This is a genomic window from Pseudomonas sp. S30_BP2TU TE3576 (genome assembly GCF_050436025.1).
Lineage (GTDB): Bacteria > Pseudomonadota > Gammaproteobacteria > Pseudomonadales > Pseudomonadaceae > Aquipseudomonas.
This window is the reverse complement of record NZ_JBNDLK010000001.1, coordinates 2662465-2682419: the sequence shown is the minus strand read 5'-3', so window position 1 is coordinate 2682419 and position 19955 is coordinate 2662465. Positions and strand designations below refer to the sequence as shown.

The 19955-nt window shown below is 59.8% G+C and carries 19 protein-coding genes; 10 read left to right on the top strand and 9 right to left on the bottom strand.

What is annotated here, in order from left to right; all coding sequences use genetic code 11:
* Positions 1-93 precede the first annotated feature (93 nt).
* Complete coding sequence (gene azu / locus ABIA48_RS12195; RefSeq protein ID WP_429488884.1) at positions 94-540, top strand: azurin; 447 nt, start codon at positions 94-96, stop codon at positions 538-540.
* 200 nt (positions 541-740) lie between these two features.
* On the opposite strand, the gene nadE is transcribed toward azu, so the two are convergent.
* The 3 genes from nadE to ABIA48_RS12180 all read right to left on the bottom strand — a co-directional run bounded on the left by nadE (position 741) and on the right by ABIA48_RS12180 (position 3917).
* Positions 741-1568, bottom strand: a complete 828-nt coding sequence (gene nadE / locus ABIA48_RS12190) for an ammonia-dependent NAD(+) synthetase (RefSeq protein ID WP_429488882.1) — start codon at positions 1566-1568, stop codon at positions 741-743.
* 4 nt (positions 1569-1572) lie between these two features.
* On the bottom strand, positions 1573-2799 hold the full coding sequence (gene pncB / locus ABIA48_RS12185) for a nicotinate phosphoribosyltransferase (RefSeq protein ID WP_429488880.1): 1227 nt from the start codon (positions 2797-2799) through the stop codon (positions 1573-1575).
* A 206-nt stretch (positions 2800-3005) separates the two neighbouring features.
* Positions 3006-3917 (bottom strand): LysR family transcriptional regulator, encoded by a 912-nt coding sequence (locus ABIA48_RS12180; RefSeq protein ID WP_429488878.1) that lies wholly within the window; start codon positions 3915-3917, stop codon positions 3006-3008.
* Positions 3918-4092: 175 nt separating this feature from the next.
* On the opposite strand from ABIA48_RS12180, the gene amaB reads away from it, so the two are divergent.
* The 9 genes from amaB to ABIA48_RS12135 all read left to right on the top strand — a co-directional run bounded on the left by amaB (position 4093) and on the right by ABIA48_RS12135 (position 15234).
* Positions 4093-5583 (top strand): L-piperidine-6-carboxylate dehydrogenase, encoded by a 1491-nt coding sequence (gene amaB / locus ABIA48_RS12175; RefSeq protein ID WP_310064051.1) that lies wholly within the window; start codon positions 4093-4095, stop codon positions 5581-5583.
* A 153-nt stretch (positions 5584-5736) separates the two neighbouring features.
* Positions 5737-7020, top strand: a complete 1284-nt coding sequence (gene amaA / locus ABIA48_RS12170; RefSeq protein WP_007991184.1) for an L-pipecolate oxidase — start codon at positions 5737-5739, stop codon at positions 7018-7020.
* A gap of 363 nt (positions 7021-7383) precedes the next feature.
* Positions 7384-8517, top strand: coding sequence for a branched-chain amino acid ABC transporter substrate-binding protein (locus ABIA48_RS12165; protein ID WP_429488875.1), 1134 nt, complete (start codon positions 7384-7386; stop codon positions 8515-8517).
* Positions 8518-8757: 240 nt separating this feature from the next.
* Entirely contained in the window at positions 8758-9672 is a 915-nt protein-coding gene (locus tag ABIA48_RS12160; RefSeq protein ID WP_429488873.1) for an ABC transporter permease subunit, read from the top strand.
* Between the two features lie 3 nt (positions 9673-9675).
* A complete protein-coding gene (livM, locus tag ABIA48_RS12155) occupies positions 9676-10959 on the top strand; it encodes a high-affinity branched-chain amino acid ABC transporter permease LivM (RefSeq protein ID WP_429488871.1) in 1284 nt (427 codons plus the stop codon).
* Positions 10956-11831: an ABC transporter ATP-binding protein gene (locus ABIA48_RS12150; protein ID WP_007991192.1), complete on the top strand. Its 876-nt coding sequence runs from the start codon at positions 10956-10958 to the stop codon at positions 11829-11831. The genes livM and ABIA48_RS12150 overlap by 4 nt, the downstream gene beginning before the upstream one ends.
* Positions 11828-12544, top strand: a complete 717-nt coding sequence (locus ABIA48_RS12145) for an ABC transporter ATP-binding protein (RefSeq protein ID WP_007991194.1) — start codon at positions 11828-11830, stop codon at positions 12542-12544. Before ABIA48_RS12150 ends, ABIA48_RS12145 begins: the two co-directional genes overlap by 4 nt.
* Positions 12545-13385: 841 nt before the next feature.
* On the top strand, positions 13386-14156 hold the full coding sequence (locus ABIA48_RS12140) for an SDR family oxidoreductase (protein ID WP_007991197.1): 771 nt from the start codon (positions 13386-13388) through the stop codon (positions 14154-14156).
* Between the two features lie 172 nt (positions 14157-14328).
* Positions 14329-15234, top strand: a complete 906-nt coding sequence (locus ABIA48_RS12135; protein WP_429488868.1) for a cation diffusion facilitator family transporter — start codon at positions 14329-14331, stop codon at positions 15232-15234.
* A gap of 9 nt (positions 15235-15243) precedes the next feature.
* Here ABIA48_RS12135 and ABIA48_RS12130 read toward each other — a convergent pair whose 3' ends face one another.
* The 6 genes from ABIA48_RS12130 to ABIA48_RS12105 form a co-directional block, all read right to left on the bottom strand.
* Complete coding sequence (locus tag ABIA48_RS12130; protein ID WP_429488866.1) at positions 15244-16377, bottom strand: AGE family epimerase/isomerase; 1134 nt, start codon at positions 16375-16377, stop codon at positions 15244-15246.
* Positions 16378-16550: 173 nt separating this feature from the next.
* Positions 16551-17123, bottom strand: a complete 573-nt coding sequence (locus tag ABIA48_RS12125; RefSeq protein WP_429488864.1) for a HupE/UreJ family protein — start codon at positions 17121-17123, stop codon at positions 16551-16553.
* A 27-nt stretch (positions 17124-17150) separates the two neighbouring features.
* On the bottom strand, positions 17151-17765 hold the full coding sequence (gene ureG / locus ABIA48_RS12120) for an urease accessory protein UreG (RefSeq protein ID WP_007979691.1): 615 nt from the start codon (positions 17763-17765) through the stop codon (positions 17151-17153).
* Positions 17766-17788: 23 nt separating this feature from the next.
* A complete protein-coding gene (locus ABIA48_RS12115; RefSeq protein ID WP_429488862.1) occupies positions 17789-18463 on the bottom strand; it encodes an urease accessory protein UreF in 675 nt (224 codons plus the stop codon).
* Complete coding sequence (gene ureE, locus ABIA48_RS12110) at positions 18460-18960, bottom strand: urease accessory protein UreE (protein ID WP_007991207.1); 501 nt, start codon at positions 18958-18960, stop codon at positions 18460-18462. The genes ABIA48_RS12115 and ureE overlap by 4 nt, the downstream gene beginning before the upstream one ends.
* Before the next feature lie 267 nt (positions 18961-19227).
* The gene (locus tag ABIA48_RS12105) at positions 19228-19860 is read right to left on the bottom strand and encodes a TetR family transcriptional regulator (protein ID WP_007991209.1); all 633 of its coding nucleotides are present in this window, start codon (positions 19858-19860) and stop codon (positions 19228-19230) included.
* Positions 19861-19955: the final 95 nt, after the last annotated feature.

Sequence of the window (19955 nt, the reverse complement as noted above, 5' to 3'; positions counted from 1 at the left end):
ACAATTTTTGATTCAAGTCATATGAACTTGCGAAGTTTTCAGGCAGTCTTCTGTCCATTCGCGATTTCGTTAACCCTGCCTTGGAGATTCACCATGTTTGCCAAACTCGTTGCGGTATCCCTGTTGACACTGGCCAGCAGCCAACTGATGGCTGCCGAGTGCAAGACCACCATTGACTCCACCGACCAGATGTCTTTTGACACGAAAGCCATTGAAATCGACAAGAGCTGCAAGACGTTTACCGTGGAACTCAAGCACTCCGGCAGCTTGCCGAAGAACGTCATGGGCCATAACTGGGTGCTGAGCAAAGAAGCCGACATGCAGCCGATCGCCACCGACGGCCTGAGCGCCGGCATCGACAAGAACTACCTGAAAGAAGGTGATGCGCGCGTTATCGCCCACACCAAGATCATCGGCGCTGGCGAGACAGACTCGGTGACCTTCGATGTGTCCAAGCTCGATGCGGCGGAAAAGTACGGTTTCTTCTGCTCGTTCCCGGGCCACATCTCGATGATGAAAGGCACCGTGACCCTGAAGTAATCAGGCACACCGCGTTATCGTTCTTCGCGAGCAAGCCCGCTCCCACAAGGTTCTGTGTCGGACACAATTTTTGTGAACACCTGAAACCCTGTGGGAGCGGGCTTGCCCGCGAAGGGGCCGGATGCCTCAACAAATGCTCCCGCCAAGAAAAAGCCCGCTGAAGCTCAACACTTCAGCGGGCTTTTTCATTCAATCACCAATCACGGAGCAAACGGCATCACACGTTTGTGATGGGTCTTGTTGTACGTGTCGCAAATGATCCTGAACGCTTCCTCGCGCACCGGGTTGCCGTGCAGGAAGGCGTCGATCTCGGCGTAGGTCACGCCGTGGGAGGCTTCGTCCGGTTTGCCGGGCGACAGGTCTTCCAGGTCGGCGGTCGGGACTTTCTCCACCAACGACTCCGGTGCGCCGAAGCTGCGGGCGATGGCGCGGACCTGGTTTTTCACCAGGCCGCTCAGTGGCGCCAGGTCGCAGGCGCCGTCACCGAACTTGGTGAAGAAACCCATCACCGCTTCGGCCGCATGGTCGGTGCCGATCACCAGGCCATGGGTCGCGCCGGCGATGGTGTACTGGGCGACCATGCGCATGCGCGCCTTGGTGTTGCCGAGCACGAAGTCCACCGACACTGCATGTTTGCCTTCGAAGGCTGCCACTTCATTGGCCAGGGCCTTGACCGCCGGGCCGATGTTCACGGTGTGGCGTTCGTCCGGTTTGATGAAGTCCACCGAAGCCTGGGCGTCGTGCTCATCGAACTGGGTTTCGTAGGGCAGGCGTACTGCGATGAATTTGTAGGCGGCGTCACCGCTGCGCTGGCGCAGTTCACGGACGGCACGTTGGGCCAGCAGGCCTGCGGTCAGGGAGTCGACACCGCCACTGATGCCCAATACCAGGGTCTTGAGCCCGGAGTTGACCAGGCAGTCCTGAATGAAGGTCACCCGCCGGGTGACTTCGGCCTCAAGGGCGGCTTCGTCGGCGAATGGCGGCTGGACCTTGAGCTGTTCAGCAATCTCACGCTGTACGGCTTGCATGAATTCACTCCTTGCTTGATGTACTTGAAAGGGTGGCAGGTACTTGAAAAACGTGTCGCAGGTAAGCGACGAAATTCGGGTCTTTGCAGTGCGTCTTGCCTGGCTCGTCGGAGATCTTTGCCACCGGCTGGCCGTTGCAGGCGGTCATTTTAAGCACGATGTTCATCGGTTCGACACCCGGAATATCACAGGTCAGGTTGGTGCCGATGCCGAAGCTGACATTGATCCGACCGCGCAGCGCCCGGAATATCTCCAGGGACTTGGGCAGGGTCAGGCTGTCGGAGAATGTCAGTGTCTTGCTCATCGGGTCGATGCCGAGTTTGTGATAGTGGGCGATGGCTTTTTCCGCCCACCGCACCGGATCGCCTGAGTCGTGGCGCAAACCGTCGAAAAGTTTGGCGAAAAACAGATCGAAATCGCCGAGGAAGGCATCAATGGTGATGCAATCGGTCAGGGCAATCCCCAACAGGCCACGGTATTCGCGGACCCAGCAATCGAGTGCGGCGATCTGGCTGTCGATCAGCCGTGGGCCGAGTTGCTGGTGCGCCATGATCCATTCGTGGGCCATGGTGCCCAGGGGTTTCATGTCCAGTTCCCGGGACAGGTGCACATTGCTGGTGCCGACGAAGCGTCCGGGGAAATCGTGCTTGAGCACATTCACCACTTCTTCCTGCACGCGGTAGGAAAAACGACGACGGGAGCCGAAATCGGCTACCTGCAACTCGGATAATTCGTCGCTGCCGGCGTTGGCGCTCAGCCAGTCGAACTTGCGGTAAAGCTGTTCACGGGCCTGCTCCAGCACGACTTCGCGGTAGCGATAGCGGTTGCGCACTTCGCTGACCAGCGCCAGCAGCGGCACTTCGAACAGGATCACATGCAGCCAGGGGCCACGCAGGCGGATGAACAGCTCGTCGTTTTCGATGCTGGTGTGGATGTAGCGCAGGTTGAAGCGAAACAACCCGAGAAAACGCAGGAAATCCGGTTTCAGGAAGCTGATGCGTTCCAGAAAACTCAATTGATCGGCGCTCAGGCTCAGTTCGGCCAGACGCTCGATCTGGAAACGGATCTCCGCCAGGTACGGGCGCAAATCCTCGCCATTACGGCAACGAAACTCCCATTCGACTTCGACGTTCGGATAGTTGTGCAGCACCGCCTGCATCATCGTCAGTTTGTAGAAGTCGGTGTCGAGCAGGTTCTGCACGATGCGATCGGCAAATACACTCTCGCTCATAACGGGAATCTCCAGCGTTGCAGCGGTATTGATCGATGGCGCTAGTGGCGCATATCCGGGACAAGGATTACCAGCAGTTTTTTAGCCGCAGCAAATCCCCTGTGGGAGCGGGCTTGCTCGCGAAGAGACCAGCACATTCAAAATAAATGTTGACTGGTCTGACGCCTTCGCGAGCAAGCCCGCTCCCACACATTCAGCGGGCAACCCTAGATTTGCGACATCTCCGGGCTATCAATCTGCTCCAGCATCCACTTCACAAAATCCCGCACCTTGGGCACTTCCGCCGAATGCTCCGGGTAGGCCAGGTAATACGCATCGCTGCTGGGCATTGCATGCTGCCAGGGAATGACCAGCTTGCCGTCGGCCAGTTCCTCTTCCACCAGAAAGCGCGGTAGCAGCGCCACACCGCAGCCAACCTGGGCGGCGCGGATGCACATATAGAACGTTTCGAAACGCGGACCGTGGTAGCTGTGCTCGGTGTGGTAGCCCTGGTGGTCGAACCAGTCATGCCAGGCCTGGGGGCGGGAGGCGTTTTGCAGCAGGACCAGGTCGGTCAGTTGTGTCGGGTCGGTGAACGGCGTGTCCGGCAGGCTGCCTGGGGCACACACTGGCACCAGCTCTTCGCCGAACAGCTTCAGGCATTCGGTGCCGGGCCGTGAGCCCTGGCCGAAGTAGAACGCCAGGTCGCTGCGACCTTGCAGCAGGTCGTCGGCTTCCTGCTCGCTGCACAGGTCCAGGTGGATCGACGGATGCCGCAGGCGCCAGCCTTTCAGGCGCGGCACCAGCCAGCGTGCGCCGAAGGTGGGAGGTGTGGAAACCCGCAGGACTTCTGTTTCGCCACCGTAGGAACGCAGGTAATGGGTCGACATTTCGACCTGCGTGAGGATTTTTCGCACCTCAACCAGGTACAGATCGCCGGCCGGGGTCATCTGCAGGCGTCGACGCACTCGACGAAACAGCAAGTGCTGCAACAGCTCTTCGAGTTGCGCGACCTGTTTGCTCACGGCACTTTGGGTCAGGTTCAGCTCTTCGGCGGCCCGGGTGAAGCTCAAGTGCCGGGTAACGGCTTCAAAGCACTGCAACGCAGCGATCGATGGCAAGTAGCGTTTATTCAGCATGGGCGGTCCTTGATTCTTGTTTCTTTATTGCCAGCAATGCACAGCATGAATAAACGGAATGATATCTCTCTTAAAGGTCGTTTGTTGAGTAACCTCCGGGCAGCTAAAACTACAGGTCTGATCAGCCGTGATTTTCCGGCTGCACATGTTCTGTCTTTTGCTTGAGGAGTGACCCATGGTTGCCGCATTGCTTGATCGTCTAGGTGTGAACCCGGCCCTGTACCAGAACGGCAAAGTGCCGGTGCATTCGCCAATCGATGGCAGCAAGATCGCCGCCGTGAACTGGGAAGGCGCTGCTGAAGTCGAGCAGCACATCAGTCGCGCAGATCATGCGTTCGAACTGTGGCGCAAGGTTCCGGCACCGCGCCGTGGTGAACTGGTGCGTCAATTCGGTGAAGTGCTGCGCGAATACAAGGCCGACCTCGGCGAGCTGGTGTCCTGGGAGGCCGGCAAGATCACCCAGGAAGGCCTGGGTGAAGTTCAGGAAATGATCGACATCTGCGACTTCGCCGTCGGCCTGTCCCGTCAACTGTACGGCTTGACCATCGCTTCCGAGCGTCCTGGCCACCATATGCGTGAAACCTGGCATCCGCTGGGGGTCGTCGGTGTGATCAGTGCGTTCAACTTCCCGGTCGCTGTCTGGGCCTGGAACACCACGCTGGCGCTGGTCTGCGGTAACCCGGTGGTGTGGAAACCGTCGGAGAAGACCCCGCTCACCGCACTGGCCTGCCAGGCGTTGTTCGATCGCGTCGTGAAAAACTTCAGCGATGCGCCTGCGCACCTGTGCCAGGTGGTTATCGGCGGTCGCGATGCTGGCGAAGCGCTGGTAGATGACCCGCGCGTGGCGCTGATCAGCGCCACTGGCAGCACCCGCATGGGCCGCGAAGTGGCGCCGAAAGTGGCTGCGCGCTTTGCCCGCAGTATCCTTGAACTGGGTGGCAACAACGCGATGATCCTCGGCCCGAGCGCCGACCTGGACATGGCCGTTCGCGCAATCCTGTTCAGCGCCGTCGGCACCGCCGGTCAGCGCTGCACCACCCTGCGTCGCTTGATCGCGCATGAATCGGTGAAAGAAGAAATCGTTACCCGCCTGAAAGCCGCTTACTCGAAAGTGCGTATCGGCCATCCGCTGGAAGGCAACCTGGTCGGCCCGCTGATCGACAAGCAAAGCTTTGAGAACATGCAGGATTCGCTCGAGCAGGCGTTGAGCGAAGGCGGCAAAGTCTTCGGCGGCAAGCGTCAGTTGGAAGACCAGTTCCCGAACGCTTACTACGTGTCGCCTGCCATCGTCGAAATGCCGGAGCAGAGCGATGTGGTCTGCCACGAAACCTTCGCCCCGATCCTGTACGTGGTCGGCTACACCGACTTCCAGGAAGCGCTGCGCCTGAACAACGCGGTGCCACAAGGCCTGTCTTCGTGCATCTTCACTACCGATGTGCGTGAAGCCGAGCAGTTCATGTCGGCGGTGGGCAGCGACTGCGGCATCGCCAACGTCAACATCGGCCCGAGCGGCGCGGAAATCGGTGGCGCGTTTGGCGGCGAGAAAGAAACCGGCGGCGGTCGTGAGTCCGGCTCCGATGCATGGCGCGGCTACATGCGCCGCCAGACCAATACCGTGAACTACTCGCTGGAATTGCCGTTGGCGCAGGGCATCACGTTCGACTGATTCTCCCGTCGAACAGTGATCCCCTGTGGGAGCGGGCTTGCTCGCGAAAGCGGTTTATCAGTCACATTGATGCTGGATGTGCCGACGTATTCGCGAGCAAGCCCGCTCCCACACTGATTTGTGTGTTGGTTAGGTTTCTGTTGGAGTCTGGCAATGCCGTTACGCGATGAGTGTCTGTGGGAAAAACTGACGCCGCAAAGGCCGGACAATTCGGCCCTCAAGGGTGAGGTCACGGTGGATGTCTGCGTCATCGGCGCCGGGTTTACCGGGTTGTCGGCGGCGGTGCATCTGCTGGAGCAAGGCAAGACCGTTTGTGTGCTGGAGGCCCATCGTGCCGGCCATGGTGGTTCGGGGCGCAACGTCGGGCTGGTCAATGCCGGGATGTGGATTCCCCCGGACGAGATCGAAGCCGGGTTCGGCAAGGAAGTCGGCAGCCAGCTCAACCGCATGCTGGGTGCGGCGCCGTCCCTGGTGTTCAGCCTTGTGGACAAGTACAACATCGATTGCCAGTTGCGCCGCGAAGGCACGCTGCACATGGCCCACAACGCCCGTGGCGAAGCCGACTTGCGCAGTCGTGAAGAACAATGGAAGCGCCGTGGGGCGCCGGTGGAGTTGTTGACTGGTCAGGCCTGCGAACAAGCGACGGGTACCCAAAAAATCGCCGCCGCGCTGCTCGATCGCCGCGCCGGCACGCTCAACCCGATGGCCTACACCACGGGGCTGGCCAAAGCGGCCATCGGCCTGGGCGGTCAACTGTTCGATCATTCCCCGGTCACCCGGCTCGAACGCCAGGGCCAGCGCTGGTCAGTGCAAACCGCCCAGGGTTCGGTCATGGCCGAGAAAGTAGTGATTGCCTCCAATGCCTACACCGAAGGCGACTGGACGGAGCTGCGGCGCAATTTCTTCCCCGGTTATTACTATCAAGTGGCCTCGGTCCCGCTGACCGAAGAGGCTGCGCAGCAAATTCTTCCCGGCGGCCAGGGTTCCTGGGACACCCGCCAGGTCCTGAGCAGCATTCGTCGGGATAAAGACGGACGCCTGCTGTTGGGCAGTCTCGGCAATGGCAATCAGAAACCGGCCTGGTTTCTCAAGGCTTGGGCTGACCGGGTGCAGCAGCACTACTTCCCGTACCTCAAGCCGGTGGAGTGGGAGTGCACCTGGACCGGTTGCATCGCGTTCACCCCCGATCATTTGATGCGCCTGTTCGAACCGGCGCCCGGTTTAGTGGCAGTCACTGGCTACAACGGGCGGGGCGTGACCACGGGTACGGTGGTCGGCAAAGCCTTTGCCGACTACTTGTGTAACGGAAATCCTCAATCGCTGCCCATCCCCTTTGCCCCCATGCAACCACTGGCCGGGGTGGGGTTACGCAGCTGTCTGTATGAGGCGGGATTCTCGCTGTATCACGCAGGCCAGTGCCTGCGGATTGTGATCTGAATGTTGCTTTTCGTAGTGAAAAGCGGCGCTTTTTTGATCTGCAGCTAGCCTGTAGTGGTGCGGGTTGTAGCAGTCCCGCACCAGCAGTGTGCACTTCGGTGACGCACGTTGTTACAGGCTGGTTGCACGTCGTTTAAAGCCGCGGTTGCAATGATGGCGCAGGCGGGTTGCGCCTAAAAAAAATAATGGTTTTACCTTCCGCGGTTTAGACGGTTGCACGCCCAATGAAAATGGGCCCGAAACAGTCGAAATAACAAGAAAGCAGCGACTTTTTTCAGAATAAAAAACCGATGGCACGGCCCTTGCTCTGAGCATTCAGTGAAGTCGCAGTGCCAATTAAAAAAAACCATGGAGCACCACCTCATGTCCCAGACGTTTTACAAGAAAGGCTTTCTGGCCCTCGCAGTGGCAACTGCGTTGGGTGTTTCTGCGTTTGCACAAGCTGACGTGAAAATCGGTGTGGCGGGCCCGATGACAGGCGCCAACGCGGCATTTGGCGAGCAGTACATGAAGGGTGCACAGGCAGCAGCCGATGCGGTCAACGCAGCGGGCGGCGTGAACGGGGAAAAAATCGTACTGGTCAAAGGCGATGACGCCTGCGAGCCGAAACAGGCTGTGACAGTCGCCAAGGACCTGACCGAAAAGAAAGTCGTTGGTGTGGTAGGTCACTTCTGCTCATCGTCGACCATCCCTGCTTCCGAGATCTACGACGAAGCCGGCATCATCACGATCACCCCGGGTTCCACCAACCCCAAGGTGACCGAGCGCGGTCTGAGTGCCATGTTCCGCATGTGCGGGCGTGACGACCAACAAGGGATCGTGGCTGGCGACTATGTCGTCGACGTGCTCAAGGGCAAGAAAGTTGCCGTACTGCACGACAAGGACACCTACGGTCAGGGCCTGGCTGACGCTACCAAGGCTCAGCTGGAAAAACGCGGCGTGAAGCCGGTGCTGTACGAAGGGCTGACCCGCGGCGAGAAAGACTTCAGCGCCGTCGTCACCAAGATCCGTGCGGCCGGTGCCGACGTGGTCTACTTCGGCGGCTTGCACCCGGAAGCCGGTCCACTGGTTCGGCAACTGCGTGAACAGGGCCTCAAAGACGTCAAGTTCATGTCCGATGACGGCATCGTGACTGACGAACTGGTGACCACCGCCGGTGGCCCGCAGAACGTAGATGGCGTACTGATGACTTTCGGTGCCGACCCACGTCTGCTGCCAGACAGCAAGACCGTGGTAGACGCTTTCCGCAAGGCCGGCACCGAACCTGAAGGCTACACCCTGTACGCCTACGCTTCGGTCCAGACCCTGGCAGCAGCCTTCAACGGCGCCAAGTCCAACAAGGGCGAAGACGCAGCTGCCTGGCTGAAGAAGAACCCGGTCAAGACCGTCATGGGCGAGAAGACCTGGGACAACAAGGGCGACCTGAAAATCTCCGACTACGTGGTTTACCAGTGGGACAAGGACGGCAAATACCACCAGCTGGAAAAACAGAAGTAAGGGCTGACGCGATCGGCTGAACCCCACAGTTCCCTTGTGGGAGCGGGCTTGCCCGCGAATGCGCCAGATCAGTCGACATCAATGTTGGCTGATACACCGCTTTCGCTGGCAAGCCAGCTCCCACAGGGGGCGGTGGTGGCCAGCCTGATCGTGGTTGTCATTGCTCCGACGTATATCTGTATTTTCCTTAGAAGAACCGCACAGCCACATGTGCAGGTTCTCATTGCGTGAGATTGCGTTATGGATGGTATTTTCCTGCAGCAACTGGTCAACGGCCTGACCCTCGGGTCGGTCTATGGCCTGATCGCCATCGGCTACACAATGGTCTATGGCATCATCGGCATGATCAACTTCGCCCACGGCGAGGTTTACATGATTTCCGCTTACCTCGCGGCAATCAGTCTGGCTCTGCTGGCATACTTCGGTATTGAATCCTTCCCCCTGTTGATGCTCGGCACACTGGTCTTCACCATCGTCATCACGGCGGTGTACGGCTGGGTCATCGAGCGCGTCGCCTACAAACCGTTGCGCAACTCGACCCGACTGGCACCGCTGATCAGCGCCATCGGGATTTCGCTGATCCTGCAAAACTATGCACAGATCGCCCAGGGTGCCCGCCAACAAGGCGTTCCGACACTGCTGACCGGTGCATGGCGAGTAGAGGTCGGGACCGGCTTCGTCCAGCTCACCTACACCAAGATCTTCATCCTGGTCGCAGCGTTTGTCGGGATGGGCCTGCTGACCTATGTCATCAAGTACACCAAGCTCGGCCGCATGTGCCGCGCGACCCAGCAAGACCGCAAGATGGCCTCGATCCTGGGGATCAACACCGACCGCATCATTTCCTATGTGTTTATCATTGGTGCAGCGATGGCGGCCCTGGCCGGCGTGCTGATCACCATGAACTATGGCACGTTCGACTTCTACGCAGGCTTCGTCATCGGCATCAAGGCGTTCACCGCCGCGGTGCTCGGCGGGATTGGCTCGCTGCCTGGTGCCATGCTCGGCGGGATCATCCTCGGCATCTCCGAGTCGCTGTTCTCCGGCCTGGTGAACTCGGATTACAAAGACGTCTTCAGCTTCTCGCTGCTGGTTCTCGTTCTGGTCTTTCGGCCCCAGGGCCTGCTCGGCCGTCCTCTTGTGTCGAAGGTGTAAGCGATGTCTTCAACCACTCAAAAAACCATTGATATCAAAAGAAGTCTGGTTGACGCGATTCTCGCCGGCCTGGTCGCCCTGATTGTGTTCGGCCCGATTGTCGGCATCGTCCTCGATGGCTACGGCTTCAACTTGCAGCCCACTCGCGTGGCGTGGATTGTCGCTATCGTCATGGCCGGTCGTTTTGCCTTGAGCCTGTTCCTGCAAACCCCAAAAGGCCTGAGAATTCTCGAAGGCTTTGAAACCACCGGCTCCGGGGTTCATGTACTGGCGCCTGATTACAAATCCCGGTTGCGCTGGATCATCCCGCTGATGATTGTCATCGCCGTGGTGTTCCCGTTTTTCTCCAACTCCTACCTGCTGGGCGTGGTCATCCTCGGGCTGATCTACGTATTGCTGGGGCTGGGTTTGAACATTGTGGTCGGCCTGGCCGGCCTGCTCGACCTGGGTTACGTGGCGTTCTACGCCATCGGTGCCTACGGCCTGGCGCTCGGTTATCAGTACCTGGGGCTGGGTTTCTGGACGGTGTTGCCACTGGCGGCGATCACGGCTGGTCTGGCCGGTTGCATCCTCGGTTTCCCGGTGCTGCGCCTGCACGGCGACTACCTGGCGATCGTGACCCTGGGCTTCGGTGAAATCATTCGGTTGATCCTCAATAACTGGCTGTCCCTGACTGGCGGCCCGAATGGCATGGCAGCGCCGTTGCCAACCTTCTTCGGCATCGAGTTCGGAAAAAGGGCGAAAGAAGGCGGGGTGCCGTTCCATGAGTTCTTCGGCATCGCCTACAACCCTGACGTGAAGTACTACTTCATCTACGCCGTGTTGTTCCTGGTGGTCCTGGCCGTGCTGCACATCAAGCATCGCCTGACCCGCATGCCGGTCGGCCGCGCCTGGGAAGCCCTGCGGGAAGACGAAATCGCCTGTCGTTCAATGGGGCTGAACCACGTGCTGGTCAAGCTCTCGGCATTCACCATCGGTGCTTCGACTGCCGGGCTGGCCGGGGTGTTCTTCGCCACTTACCAGGGCTTCGTCAATCCGACGTCGTTCACTTTCTTTGAGTCGGCGCTGATCCTTGCCATCGTGGTACTCGGCGGCATGGGCTCGACCATAGGCGTCGTCATCGCGGCATTCGTGCTGACCGTGGCTCCGGAACTGCTGCGTGGCTTCGCCGAATACCGGGTGCTGCTGTTCGGCATCCTGATGGTGTTGATGATGATCTGGCGACCGCGTGGCCTGATTCGGATCAGCCGTACCGGTGTGACCCCGCGTAAAGGAGTAGCGCCATGAGCGAAGTCGTACTCAGTGTCGAAAAGCTGATGATGCACTTCGGCGGCATCAAGGCGTTGAACGATGTCAGCCTGAAAGTTCACCGCAATTCGATCTTCGCCCTGATCGGGCCCAACGGCGCCGGCAAGACCACGGTGTTCAACTGCCTGACCGGGTTCTACAAGGCCTCCGGCGGCAAGATCGAACTCAATGTGCGTGGTCAAAAGACCAACGTCATCAAATTGCTGGGCGAATCGTTCAAACCAACCGATTTCGTTTCGCCGAAATCCTTTGCCAGTCGGCTGTTCTACAAGGCGTTTGGTGGCACCCATCTGGTGAACCGCGCAGGGCTGGCGCGTACGTTCCAGAACATTCGCCTGTTCAAGGAGATGTCGGTGCTGGAAAACCTGCTGGTGGCCCAACACATGTGGGTCAACCGCAGCATGCTGGCCGGCATCCTCAACACCAAGGGCTACCGCAAGGCCGAAAGCGATGCGCTGGATCACGCGTTCTACTGGCTGGAAGTGGTGGATCTGGTGGACTGCGCCAACCGTCTGGCCGGTGAGCTGTCCTACGGCCAGCAACGCCGCCTGGAAATCGCCCGGGCCATGTGCACCCGTCCGCAGATCATCTGCCTCGACGAACCGGCTGCAGGCCTCAACCCTCAGGAAACCGAAGCGCTGAGCGCGATGATCCGACTGCTGCGCGACGAGCACGATCTGACCGTGGTGCTGATCGAACACGACATGGGCATGGTAATGAGCATTTCCGACCACATCGTGGTGCTGGACCACGGCATCGTCATCGCCGAGGGCGGACCCGATGCGATTCGTAACGATCCGAAAGTGATTGCGGCCTACCTGGGCGCCGATGAAGAGGAAGTGGTGCTATGAGCAAACCCATCCTCGAACTCAAGGAACTGGATGTGTTTTACGGGCCGATCCAGGCCCTGAAGAAAGTCTCGCTGCACATCAAGGAAGGGGAAACCGTCAGCCTGATCGGCTCCAACGGTGCCGGCAAGTCGACCCTGCTGATGTCGATTTTCGGCCAGCCACGGGCGGCGGACGGGCAGATCCTTTATCAGGGCGTGGACATTACCCACAAGTCGTCCCACTACATCGCCTCCAACGGTATCGCGCAATCGCCGGAAGGGCGGCGGGTGTTCCCCGACATGACAGTCGAGGAGAACCTGCTGATGGGCACCATCCCTATCGGTGACAAGTACGCCAAGGAAGACATGCAACGCATGTTCGAGCTGTTCCCGCGGCTCGAAGAGCGGCGTACCCAGCGGGCGATGACCATGTCTGGCGGCGAGCAGCAAATGCTCGCCATCGCCCGGGCATTGATGAGCCGGCCAAAGTTGTTGCTGCTCGATGAGCCGAGCCTGGGCCTGGCACCGATTGTGGTGAAGCAGATCTTCGCCACACTGCGGGAGCTGGCCAAGACCGGCATGACTATCTTCCTGGTGGAACAGAACGCCAACCACGCCCTGCGTTTGTCGGACCGGGCGTACGTGATGGTCAACGGCGAAATCCGCATGACCGGCACCGGCAAGGAGTTGCTGGTCAACGAGGATGTGCGTAACGCCTACCTCGGCGGGCACTGAGCTCCGGTTGTGATGCACAAGCCCCGGCGCGCAATCGCCGGGGCTTTTTTGTCTCTCCAATTCACCATCAATCCCCCTGTGGGAGCGGGCTTGCTCGCGAATGCGGCCATTCATTCGGCATTGATGTGACTGACACGCCCTCTTCGCGAGCAAGCCCGCTCCCACACTGTCCGTGGTGCTCTTTCGGGAAATTGTGGAAAACAATATTTCCAAGCTCGCAAAGCGCGACATAAAGCCGCTGCAAATAGTTGTTTTGCCACGGTTTTGACTTGTCCCCGTTTGCTGTGGAGCCGGCTGTGAATAACGTGGGAGTAGCTGGCTGTAAGCCTTTGAAACCGTGGCTTGCAGAGGTGTGGTTGTTTTTTGATCAGGTATTTTTGCTCAACTCTCAGGCTGCTTTGTCAACCTTTTTGTTCGTGATGAAACTGCACTGAATCAGCATGGACAAGCCTGTGGATAAGTCTGTGATTAAACTCTGGAAAGACCCGGCTGAAGGCCGTGGTTACTGGCTTGGCGCCATCGCTGGTTTGACCCGTCAGTCATGAAAATGGCCAAGGGCTACACAGCAGGTGGTTGAGGGTCAAGCAAAAAAGTTTTGAATCCCCGCGCAAAGCCTTGTGGTTAGCGGCTTGCAGCTTTTTCACTTGCCCCCAAAGACTGTGGACCGGCCTGTGGATAACGTGCGCGCACATGGCTGCAGGCCATGCTGGTCAAGGGCTTGCCGGGATTGAACATTTTTTGAACAGCTTGAGAGTGGTTGCCGCTGCGAACAAGGCCGGGCATGCTGCCTGCTGATTTTCTATTTCAATGGCTGGCGATCAGCCGAAGCAAGGAGAACACGATGTCCAACACCCTGTTTATTACCGGCGCGACCTCCGGTTTTGGTGAAGCCTGTGCCCGTCGTTTTGCCGAGGCTGGCTGGAAACTGGTGCTGACAGGCCGTCGTGAAGAGCGCCTCAATGCGCTGTGCGCCGAGCTGTCGAAGCAGACCGAAGTCCATGGCCTGGTGCTCGATGTGCGTGATCGCAAGGCCATGGAAGAGGCGATTGCCAATCTGCCGCCATCCTTTGCCAAACTGCGCGGGTTGATCAACAACGCCGGCCTGGCCCTGGGCGTCGATCCGGCACCCAAGTGCGACCTGGACGATTGGGACACCATGGTCGATACCAACGTCAAAGGCCTGATGTACAGCACCCGTCTGCTCTTGCCGCGCCTGATCGCCCATGGTCGCGGCGCCGGTATCGTCAACCTGGGGTCCATCGCCGGTAACTATCCGTATCCGGGCAGCCACGTGTATGGCGCGACCAAGGCGTTCGTCAAACAATTCTCCCTGAACCTGCGCTGCGACCTGCAAGGCACGGGCGTGCGCGTCAGCAACATCGAGCCGGGGCTGTGCGAGAGCGAGTTTTCGCTGGTGCGTTTTGCCGGTGACCAGGAGCGTTACAACGCCACTTACGCCGGCGCCGAGGCGATCCAGCCGCAAGACATCGCCGAGACCATTTTCTGGGTCCTCAATGCGCCTGCGCACATCAACATCAACAGCCTGGAGCTGATGCCGGTGAGCCAGACCTGGGCCGGGTTTGCTATTGATCGCAGTGGTGGCAAGGCTTAATACCGAGTCATCGTTCTTCGCGAGCAAGCCCGCTCCCACACTGGATCGCGGTCTAATGTGGGAGCGGGCTTGCTCGCGAAGGCGTCGGAACAGACAGCACGGGACATCAGCTAGACTCCTCACCCAACAACCCCGCCGCACCCGGCGGTCTAGAGGTATTAGAGGAGATCCAGTGAGTAATCGAGGCGAGCAGTCGCTGCTCAAGCAATCGACCTTCCTGATGCTCGCCGTGACATTCGCCGGGATCATCACCGGTTTTGTTTCGGGCGCACAATCGATCCTGTTCGATGGCTTCTTTTCGTTAATCGCGGCCTTCATCAAGGTCTTGATGCTGATCACCGCCCGGTTGATCGCCAAGGAAAGCAATCAGCGCTTCCAGTTCGGTTCCTGGCACCTGGAGCCCATGGTGCTGGTGATCGAAGGCAGTTTCATATTCCTGGTTGCCGTTTATGCCTTTCTCAACGGCGTGTTCGGCATCATCAGTGGAGGCCGCGAGGTCGAGCTTGGTCTGGTGATCCTCTACGCAGCGGTGTTTACCGTCGTTGAACTGATTTATTTTTTCTACGTCCGCCATCGCAATCGCACACTCAAATCATCGCTGATCCAGTTCGACAACATCAGTTGGCTGGTGGACGCGATGCTGTCGGCGGGACTGCTGGTGAGTTTCCTGATTGCGCTGCTGCTCAAGACTCAGGGTTACGACAAGTGGGCGGTGTATGTCGACCCGATGATCCTGATTCTGCTGGCCTTGGGCATGCTTCCTCCAGCGTTCAAAATCCTCGGGCCGGCCTTGCGCGATGTGTTGGGGATCGTCCCGGATCAACTGGACGACAAGGTGCGCCAGGTGATGGACGCGGCCAAGTCTGAACATGGTTTTGACGACTACATTTCCTACGTGCAGAAGCACGGCAGGGCCTGTTTTATCGAGATTCACATCGTATTGCCGAAGGATTACTGGCTCGACGGAGTAGGGCAACTGGACAGTTTGCGGGAGGAAATTTCCGCGAAGCTCGGTAAGCCGGATGCAGCGCGATGGCTGACCATCAGCTTTACCGGGGATCGCAAGTGGATTGAGTGACCCACAAGATCAGTCGAGATAGTCCGCCAACCCGCGATAACAGGTCGCCAGGTGATAAGGCGTGGTCGACGGCATGTCGCGGCGGCTGACTTCACCGTGCTCATCACGGCATTCAAACCAGCCTCCTGCGTGCAGCGAACGCTGCTGCAACGCCTGCAATTGACGCAGTACATCCGCTTCGCTGTCCGGGCGCAGCGTCAATGCGCGCAGGTACTCGGCCTGGGCCCAGATACGCTGCGTGGCGTCCCGGACGCCGCCATCCGGTTCGAGGTCGAGCATGGCCCGCACTGCGCCACTTTGTCGATCGACGCCCAATTGCTCGGTGAAGGCAAACGCACGTTGCAGCGAACCATGCAGTGCCGAGCCCCGTAGCAGAGCGGATGACTCCAACAGGTAATACCACTCGAACTGATGCCCCGGTTCAAACCAGTTATCCACAGACCCCAGCGGCTTTTCCATCAACACGCCGTGCTGCGGATCGATAAAGCGCGCGTGCATGGCTGTGCATAACTCAACGAGCGCGTGTTGCACATCAAGGTCATCACGTACCGATAGCGTGGCGAGGAAAGCTTCGGCCAGGTGCATCAGCGGGTTTTGCAAAGGGCCGCTGGCCAGCGATGCCCAGTCGCGGTCGAGGATGGCTTCGTACAGGCCGTCGCCCGTGGCGAAGCGCTGGGCGAGCACTTCCAGCGAGGCATTGAGTACCGACTCCACCAGTGGTTCGCGGACCTTGTCCCGGTAATGGGCGCAGGCGAACAGGATGAAGGCGTGGGTGTAGAGGTCCTTGCGCTGATCCAGCGGCGCACCTTGTGCATCGACGCTGTAGAACCAGCCACCGTGCTCGGCATCGTGGAAGTGCCGCTGCAACGAGCGGAACAACGCGGCGGCACGCTCTTCGGCGCCCGGCACCTGACCGATCAGGCTGGCAAACAGATACAGCTGCCGCGCACAGGCCATGGCCCGGTAACGTTGCGGTGGCAGCGGCTGGTGTTCGGCGTCCAGCGCCTCATAAGGCAACGCCATGTCGGCGTTCCAGCCCGGGCCTTGCCAGAGCGGCACGATGACGTTCAGGAAATGCTGTTGCACCGAGGCGAACAGGGCGGTCAATTCAGGCTGGGAGGCGGAGCGGGAAACAGGCGGCATTGGCTGGCGTCGTCACGGCAGGGGCGATTGCGCGACATGTTAGCAGAGAGGCCGGTCTGAGCGATGCGGTGTCTGTGATGCCGCCTTCGCGAGCAAGCCCGCTCCCACAGGTGTACGCATTCCAATGTGGGAGCGGGCTTGCTCGCGAAGAGGCCGTGGAAGGCGCTAGAGAATCAACCCGCCAGCAACCACACCCCGGTCGCCGCCGAAGCTGCGCCCGCCAGTCGAACCAGCGGTGCTGCAGCCTGCGGCAATATCTGCACCAGCGCATAACCGCCTGCATGCAACGCTGCTGTGCCCGCGACAAAACCCATGGCATAGGTCCAGGGACTCGACATCTCCGGTAGCTCCAGGCCATGCGCCACACCATGGAACAGCGCAAACAACGCCGTTGCACCCACCGCCATCACCAACGGTGGACGCACCGCCAGCGCCACCGCCAGCCCCAAAGCCAATACGGAAGCGGCAATCCCGCTCTCCAGTGCAGGCAGGTTCAGTCCTTCAAAACCCAACAGCCCGCCGATCAGCAGGGTCCCGACGAAAGTGCACGGCAGCACCCAGCGTGCGGCACCTTGTTGTTGCGCGGCCCACAGACCGACCGCGAGCATCGCCAGCAAGTGGTCGAGGCCGCCAATGGGATGGCTGATACCGGCGATCAAGCCGTTGTCGCCGTGCCCTGGGTGAGCGAAGGCGAGGGCTGGCGTTAGCAGCAGGGCCAGGGCACCGAGGATGCGTTTGAGTGTCATGGATAAGCTTCCTTGTTCAAGTCGTGATCAGGCCGCGGTCAGCAAGCCCTGGCGTTCGATGAAGGCGATGATCTGTTCCAGACCCTGGCCGGTTTTCTGGTTGCTGAAGACAAATGGCTTGCCGTTGCGCATGCGCTGGGTGTCGCTGTTCATCATTTCCAGCGAAGCACCGACCAGCGGCGCCAGGTCGATCTTGTTGATCACCAGCAGATCGGACTTGCAGATTCCCGGCCCACCCTTGCGCGGCAGCTTGTCGCCGGCCGAGACGTCGATCACGTAGATCGTCAGGTCGGACAGTTCCGGGCTGAAGGTCGCGGAGAGGTTGTCGCCACCGGACTCCACCAGAATCAGGTCCAGCCCCGGGAAGCGGCGGTTGAGTTGGTCCACGGCTTCGAGGTTGATCGAGGCGTCTTCGCGGATCGCCGTGTGCGGGCAGCCGCCGGTTTCCACGCCGATGATGCGTTCCGGCGCCAGGGCTTCGTTGCGCACCAGGAAGTCGGCGTCTTCGCGGGTGTAGATGTCGTTGGTCACCACGGCCAGGTTATAGCGCTCGCGCAGGGCCAGGCACAGGGCCAGGGTCAGGGCGGTTTTGCCGGAGCCGACCGGGCCGCCGATGCCGACACGCAGGGGTTGTGTGTTCATGTGATTCTCCAAAATAACAGGCCCTAGGAACGGAACAGGCGGCTGTATTGGCGCTCGTGGGCCATACACGCCAGGGACAGGCCGAAAGCGGCGCTGCCGTAGTGATCGGGGTCGATGTGGCTGGCGTTCTGCTGGGCCTGCTGCAACAGTGGCAGCAGTTCGCTGGTCAGGCGCTGGGCGGCTTGCTGGCCCAGCGGCAGGGTTTTCATCAGCACTGCCAATTGGTTTTCCAGCCAGCTCCAGAGCCACGCAGCCAGGGCGTCTTGCGGGCTGATCTGCCAGGCGCGTGCGGCCAATGCCCAACTCAGGGCCAAATGTGGCTCGGTACATTGTGCGAGAAAGGCACGAGCCGGCGCGTCGAGTTCCGGCAAGCCATTGAGCAATTGCTGCAACGAGTAGCCCATCTGCCGGCTCTCCTGATGCAGCTCGCGGGTTTCGCGACTGGCGCGGTGTTCCTCGCAGCGTTGCAGCAATTCGCTCCAGTTTTCCTCGCTGGCGGCGATGCAATGGGCGAGCAGCAACGGTGCTTCGAAGCGGGCCAGGTTCAGTAGCAATTGATCGCCGATCCAGCGGCGGGCGCTGTCGGGATCGTTTACGCGGCCGTTATCCACCGCCATTTCCAGCCCTTGGGAGTAGCTGTAGCCGCCAATCGGCAATTGCGGGCTGGCCAGGCGTAACAGCGCCCAGGCCCGGTTCATGGGCGTACGCCGAACTGGTGCAGTTTCGGCGCGTAGTTGAAGTCTTCATCGCCATGGCGCGAATGATGATGGCCGCCGCCGTAGGCGCCGTGTTCCGGCTGAAACGGCGCTTCGATGTTCGAGGCATCGGCGCCGAGTTGTTCGAGCATGGCCTTGAGTACGTAATCGTCGAGCAGGCGCAACCAGCCGTCGCCGACTTGCAGGGCGACATGGCGGTTGCCCAGGTGATAGGCCGCGCGGGTCAGCTCGAAGGCATTGGCGCAGGTGACGTGCAGCAATTGTTCGGGGCGGGCGCAGACACGCACGATTCGCCCGTCTTCGGCCTGCAGGCATTCGCCATCGTGCAGTGGCGGCTGGCCGCGCTGCAAAAACAACCCGACGTCTTCGCCCTCGGCACTGAAACAGCGCAAACGGCTTTTGCTGCGGGCTTCGAACGTCAGGTGCAGTTCGGCGGCCCAAACGGGTTGAGGGTCGATTCTGCGATGAATCACCAGCATCGGAAGGCTTCCACAATGGACAATGCTCAGGCTAGAGCAAGGGGCTTGCCAATCGAGGGAGGGCGTAGGAAATGCCTGAAGGAGGCGTGGGACGGATATCGATGGAGTGAGTTTTATGGCTGAAGTTGGTGCGTTGTTTTTGATTGGCGCACCAGGTTGAAGCGGCGAGGTTCAATGTGGGAGCGGGCTTGCTCGCGAAGGCGGTGTACCTGTCACATCAATGTTGAAAGTGATGGCGCCTTCGCGAGCAAGCCCGCTCCCACAGGTTTACTCGGTACTGCCGAGCCCTTGCCAATGCTTGAGGCCGATAAAGATGAAGCGCAGTTGCTGGGTGATCTTGGCCTGGGGCGTCAGGTGTTCAGGCAAGGCCTCGGCTGGCGGATCAATGATGTCCGGCAGGGTGGCGAACACGCTTTTGACGATCAGGTCGGCCATGACGCTCAGGTCGGCGATATCCAGATGCTGCAGTTTCGGCATCAGTGACAAATCCGCCGCCAGGTCCGAACTGATGTCTTCACGCAAACGGCCGATGGCCTTGCGCACCGGCAGCGAACCGCCGTACTGCTCGCGGGCGAGAAACAGGAACTGCGAACGGTTGGCGCTGACCACGTCGAGAAAGATCCGCACCGACGCATCGATGATGCCGCCCATCACGAATTCGTTGTGCCGCACCAGGCGAATGGTTTCGCGGAATGTCTGGCCGACTTCGCTGACCAGTACCAGGCCCAGTTCATCCATATCGGCAAAATGACGGTAGAAACCGGTCGGGACGATCCCGGCGGTTTTCGCTACTTCACGCAGGCTCAGGCTGCCGAATCCTCGGCCGCCATCCATCAAGCGCCGGGCAGCGTCCATCAGGGCGTTACGGGTTTGTTGTTTCTGTTCGGCGCGGGGCAGCATCGCAAAGGTGTTTTCTGGACAGTGACGCGGCGCACTCTAGCAAATCGGCTTTGCCGGCGTCGAACGACTGTATGGGGGATCACGCGGGGAAGTAC

What these genes read in the sequence shown, in the direction of transcription:
- ABIA48_RS12140 (WP_007991197.1), top strand. Translation starts at nt 13,386, where the DNA reads ATGTCCAACACCCTGTTTATTACCGGCGCGACCTCCGGTTTTGGTGAA.
- pncB (WP_429488880.1), bottom strand. Translation starts at nt 2,799, where the DNA reads ATGAGCGAGAGTGTATTTGCCGATCGCATCGTGCAGAACCTGCTCGAC.
- ABIA48_RS12105 (WP_007991209.1), bottom strand. Translation starts at nt 19,860, where the DNA reads ATGCTGCCCCGCGCCGAACAGAAACAACAAACCCGTAACGCCCTGATG.
- ABIA48_RS12160 (WP_429488873.1), top strand. Translation starts at nt 8,758, where the DNA reads ATGGATGGTATTTTCCTGCAGCAACTGGTCAACGGCCTGACCCTCGGG.
- ABIA48_RS12125 (WP_429488864.1), bottom strand. Translation starts at nt 17,123, where the DNA reads ATGACACTCAAACGCATCCTCGGTGCCCTGGCCCTGCTGCTAACGCCA.
- ABIA48_RS12130 (WP_429488866.1), bottom strand. Translation starts at nt 16,377, where the DNA reads ATGCCGCCTGTTTCCCGCTCCGCCTCCCAGCCTGAATTGACCGCCCTG.
- ABIA48_RS12115 (WP_429488862.1), bottom strand. Translation starts at nt 18,463, where the DNA reads ATGAACCGGGCCTGGGCGCTGTTACGCCTGGCCAGCCCGCAATTGCCG.
- ureE (WP_007991207.1), bottom strand. Translation starts at nt 18,960, where the DNA reads ATGCTGGTGATTCATCGCAGAATCGACCCTCAACCCGTTTGGGCCGCC.
- azu (WP_429488884.1), top strand. Translation starts at nt 94, where the DNA reads ATGTTTGCCAAACTCGTTGCGGTATCCCTGTTGACACTGGCCAGCAGC.
- amaB (WP_310064051.1), top strand. Translation starts at nt 4,093, where the DNA reads ATGGTTGCCGCATTGCTTGATCGTCTAGGTGTGAACCCGGCCCTGTAC.
- nadE (WP_429488882.1), bottom strand. Translation starts at nt 1,568, where the DNA reads ATGCAAGCCGTACAGCGTGAGATTGCTGAACAGCTCAAGGTCCAGCCG.
- ABIA48_RS12180 (WP_429488878.1), bottom strand. Translation starts at nt 3,917, where the DNA reads ATGCTGAATAAACGCTACTTGCCATCGATCGCTGCGTTGCAGTGCTTT.
- livM (WP_429488871.1), top strand. Translation starts at nt 9,676, where the DNA reads ATGTCTTCAACCACTCAAAAAACCATTGATATCAAAAGAAGTCTGGTT.
- ABIA48_RS12150 (WP_007991192.1), top strand. Translation starts at nt 10,956, where the DNA reads ATGAGCGAAGTCGTACTCAGTGTCGAAAAGCTGATGATGCACTTCGGC.
- ureG (WP_007979691.1), bottom strand. Translation starts at nt 17,765, where the DNA reads ATGAACACACAACCCCTGCGTGTCGGCATCGGCGGCCCGGTCGGCTCC.
- ABIA48_RS12145 (WP_007991194.1), top strand. Translation starts at nt 11,828, where the DNA reads ATGAGCAAACCCATCCTCGAACTCAAGGAACTGGATGTGTTTTACGGG.
- amaA (WP_007991184.1), top strand. Translation starts at nt 5,737, where the DNA reads ATGCCGTTACGCGATGAGTGTCTGTGGGAAAAACTGACGCCGCAAAGG.
- ABIA48_RS12165 (WP_429488875.1), top strand. Translation starts at nt 7,384, where the DNA reads ATGTCCCAGACGTTTTACAAGAAAGGCTTTCTGGCCCTCGCAGTGGCA.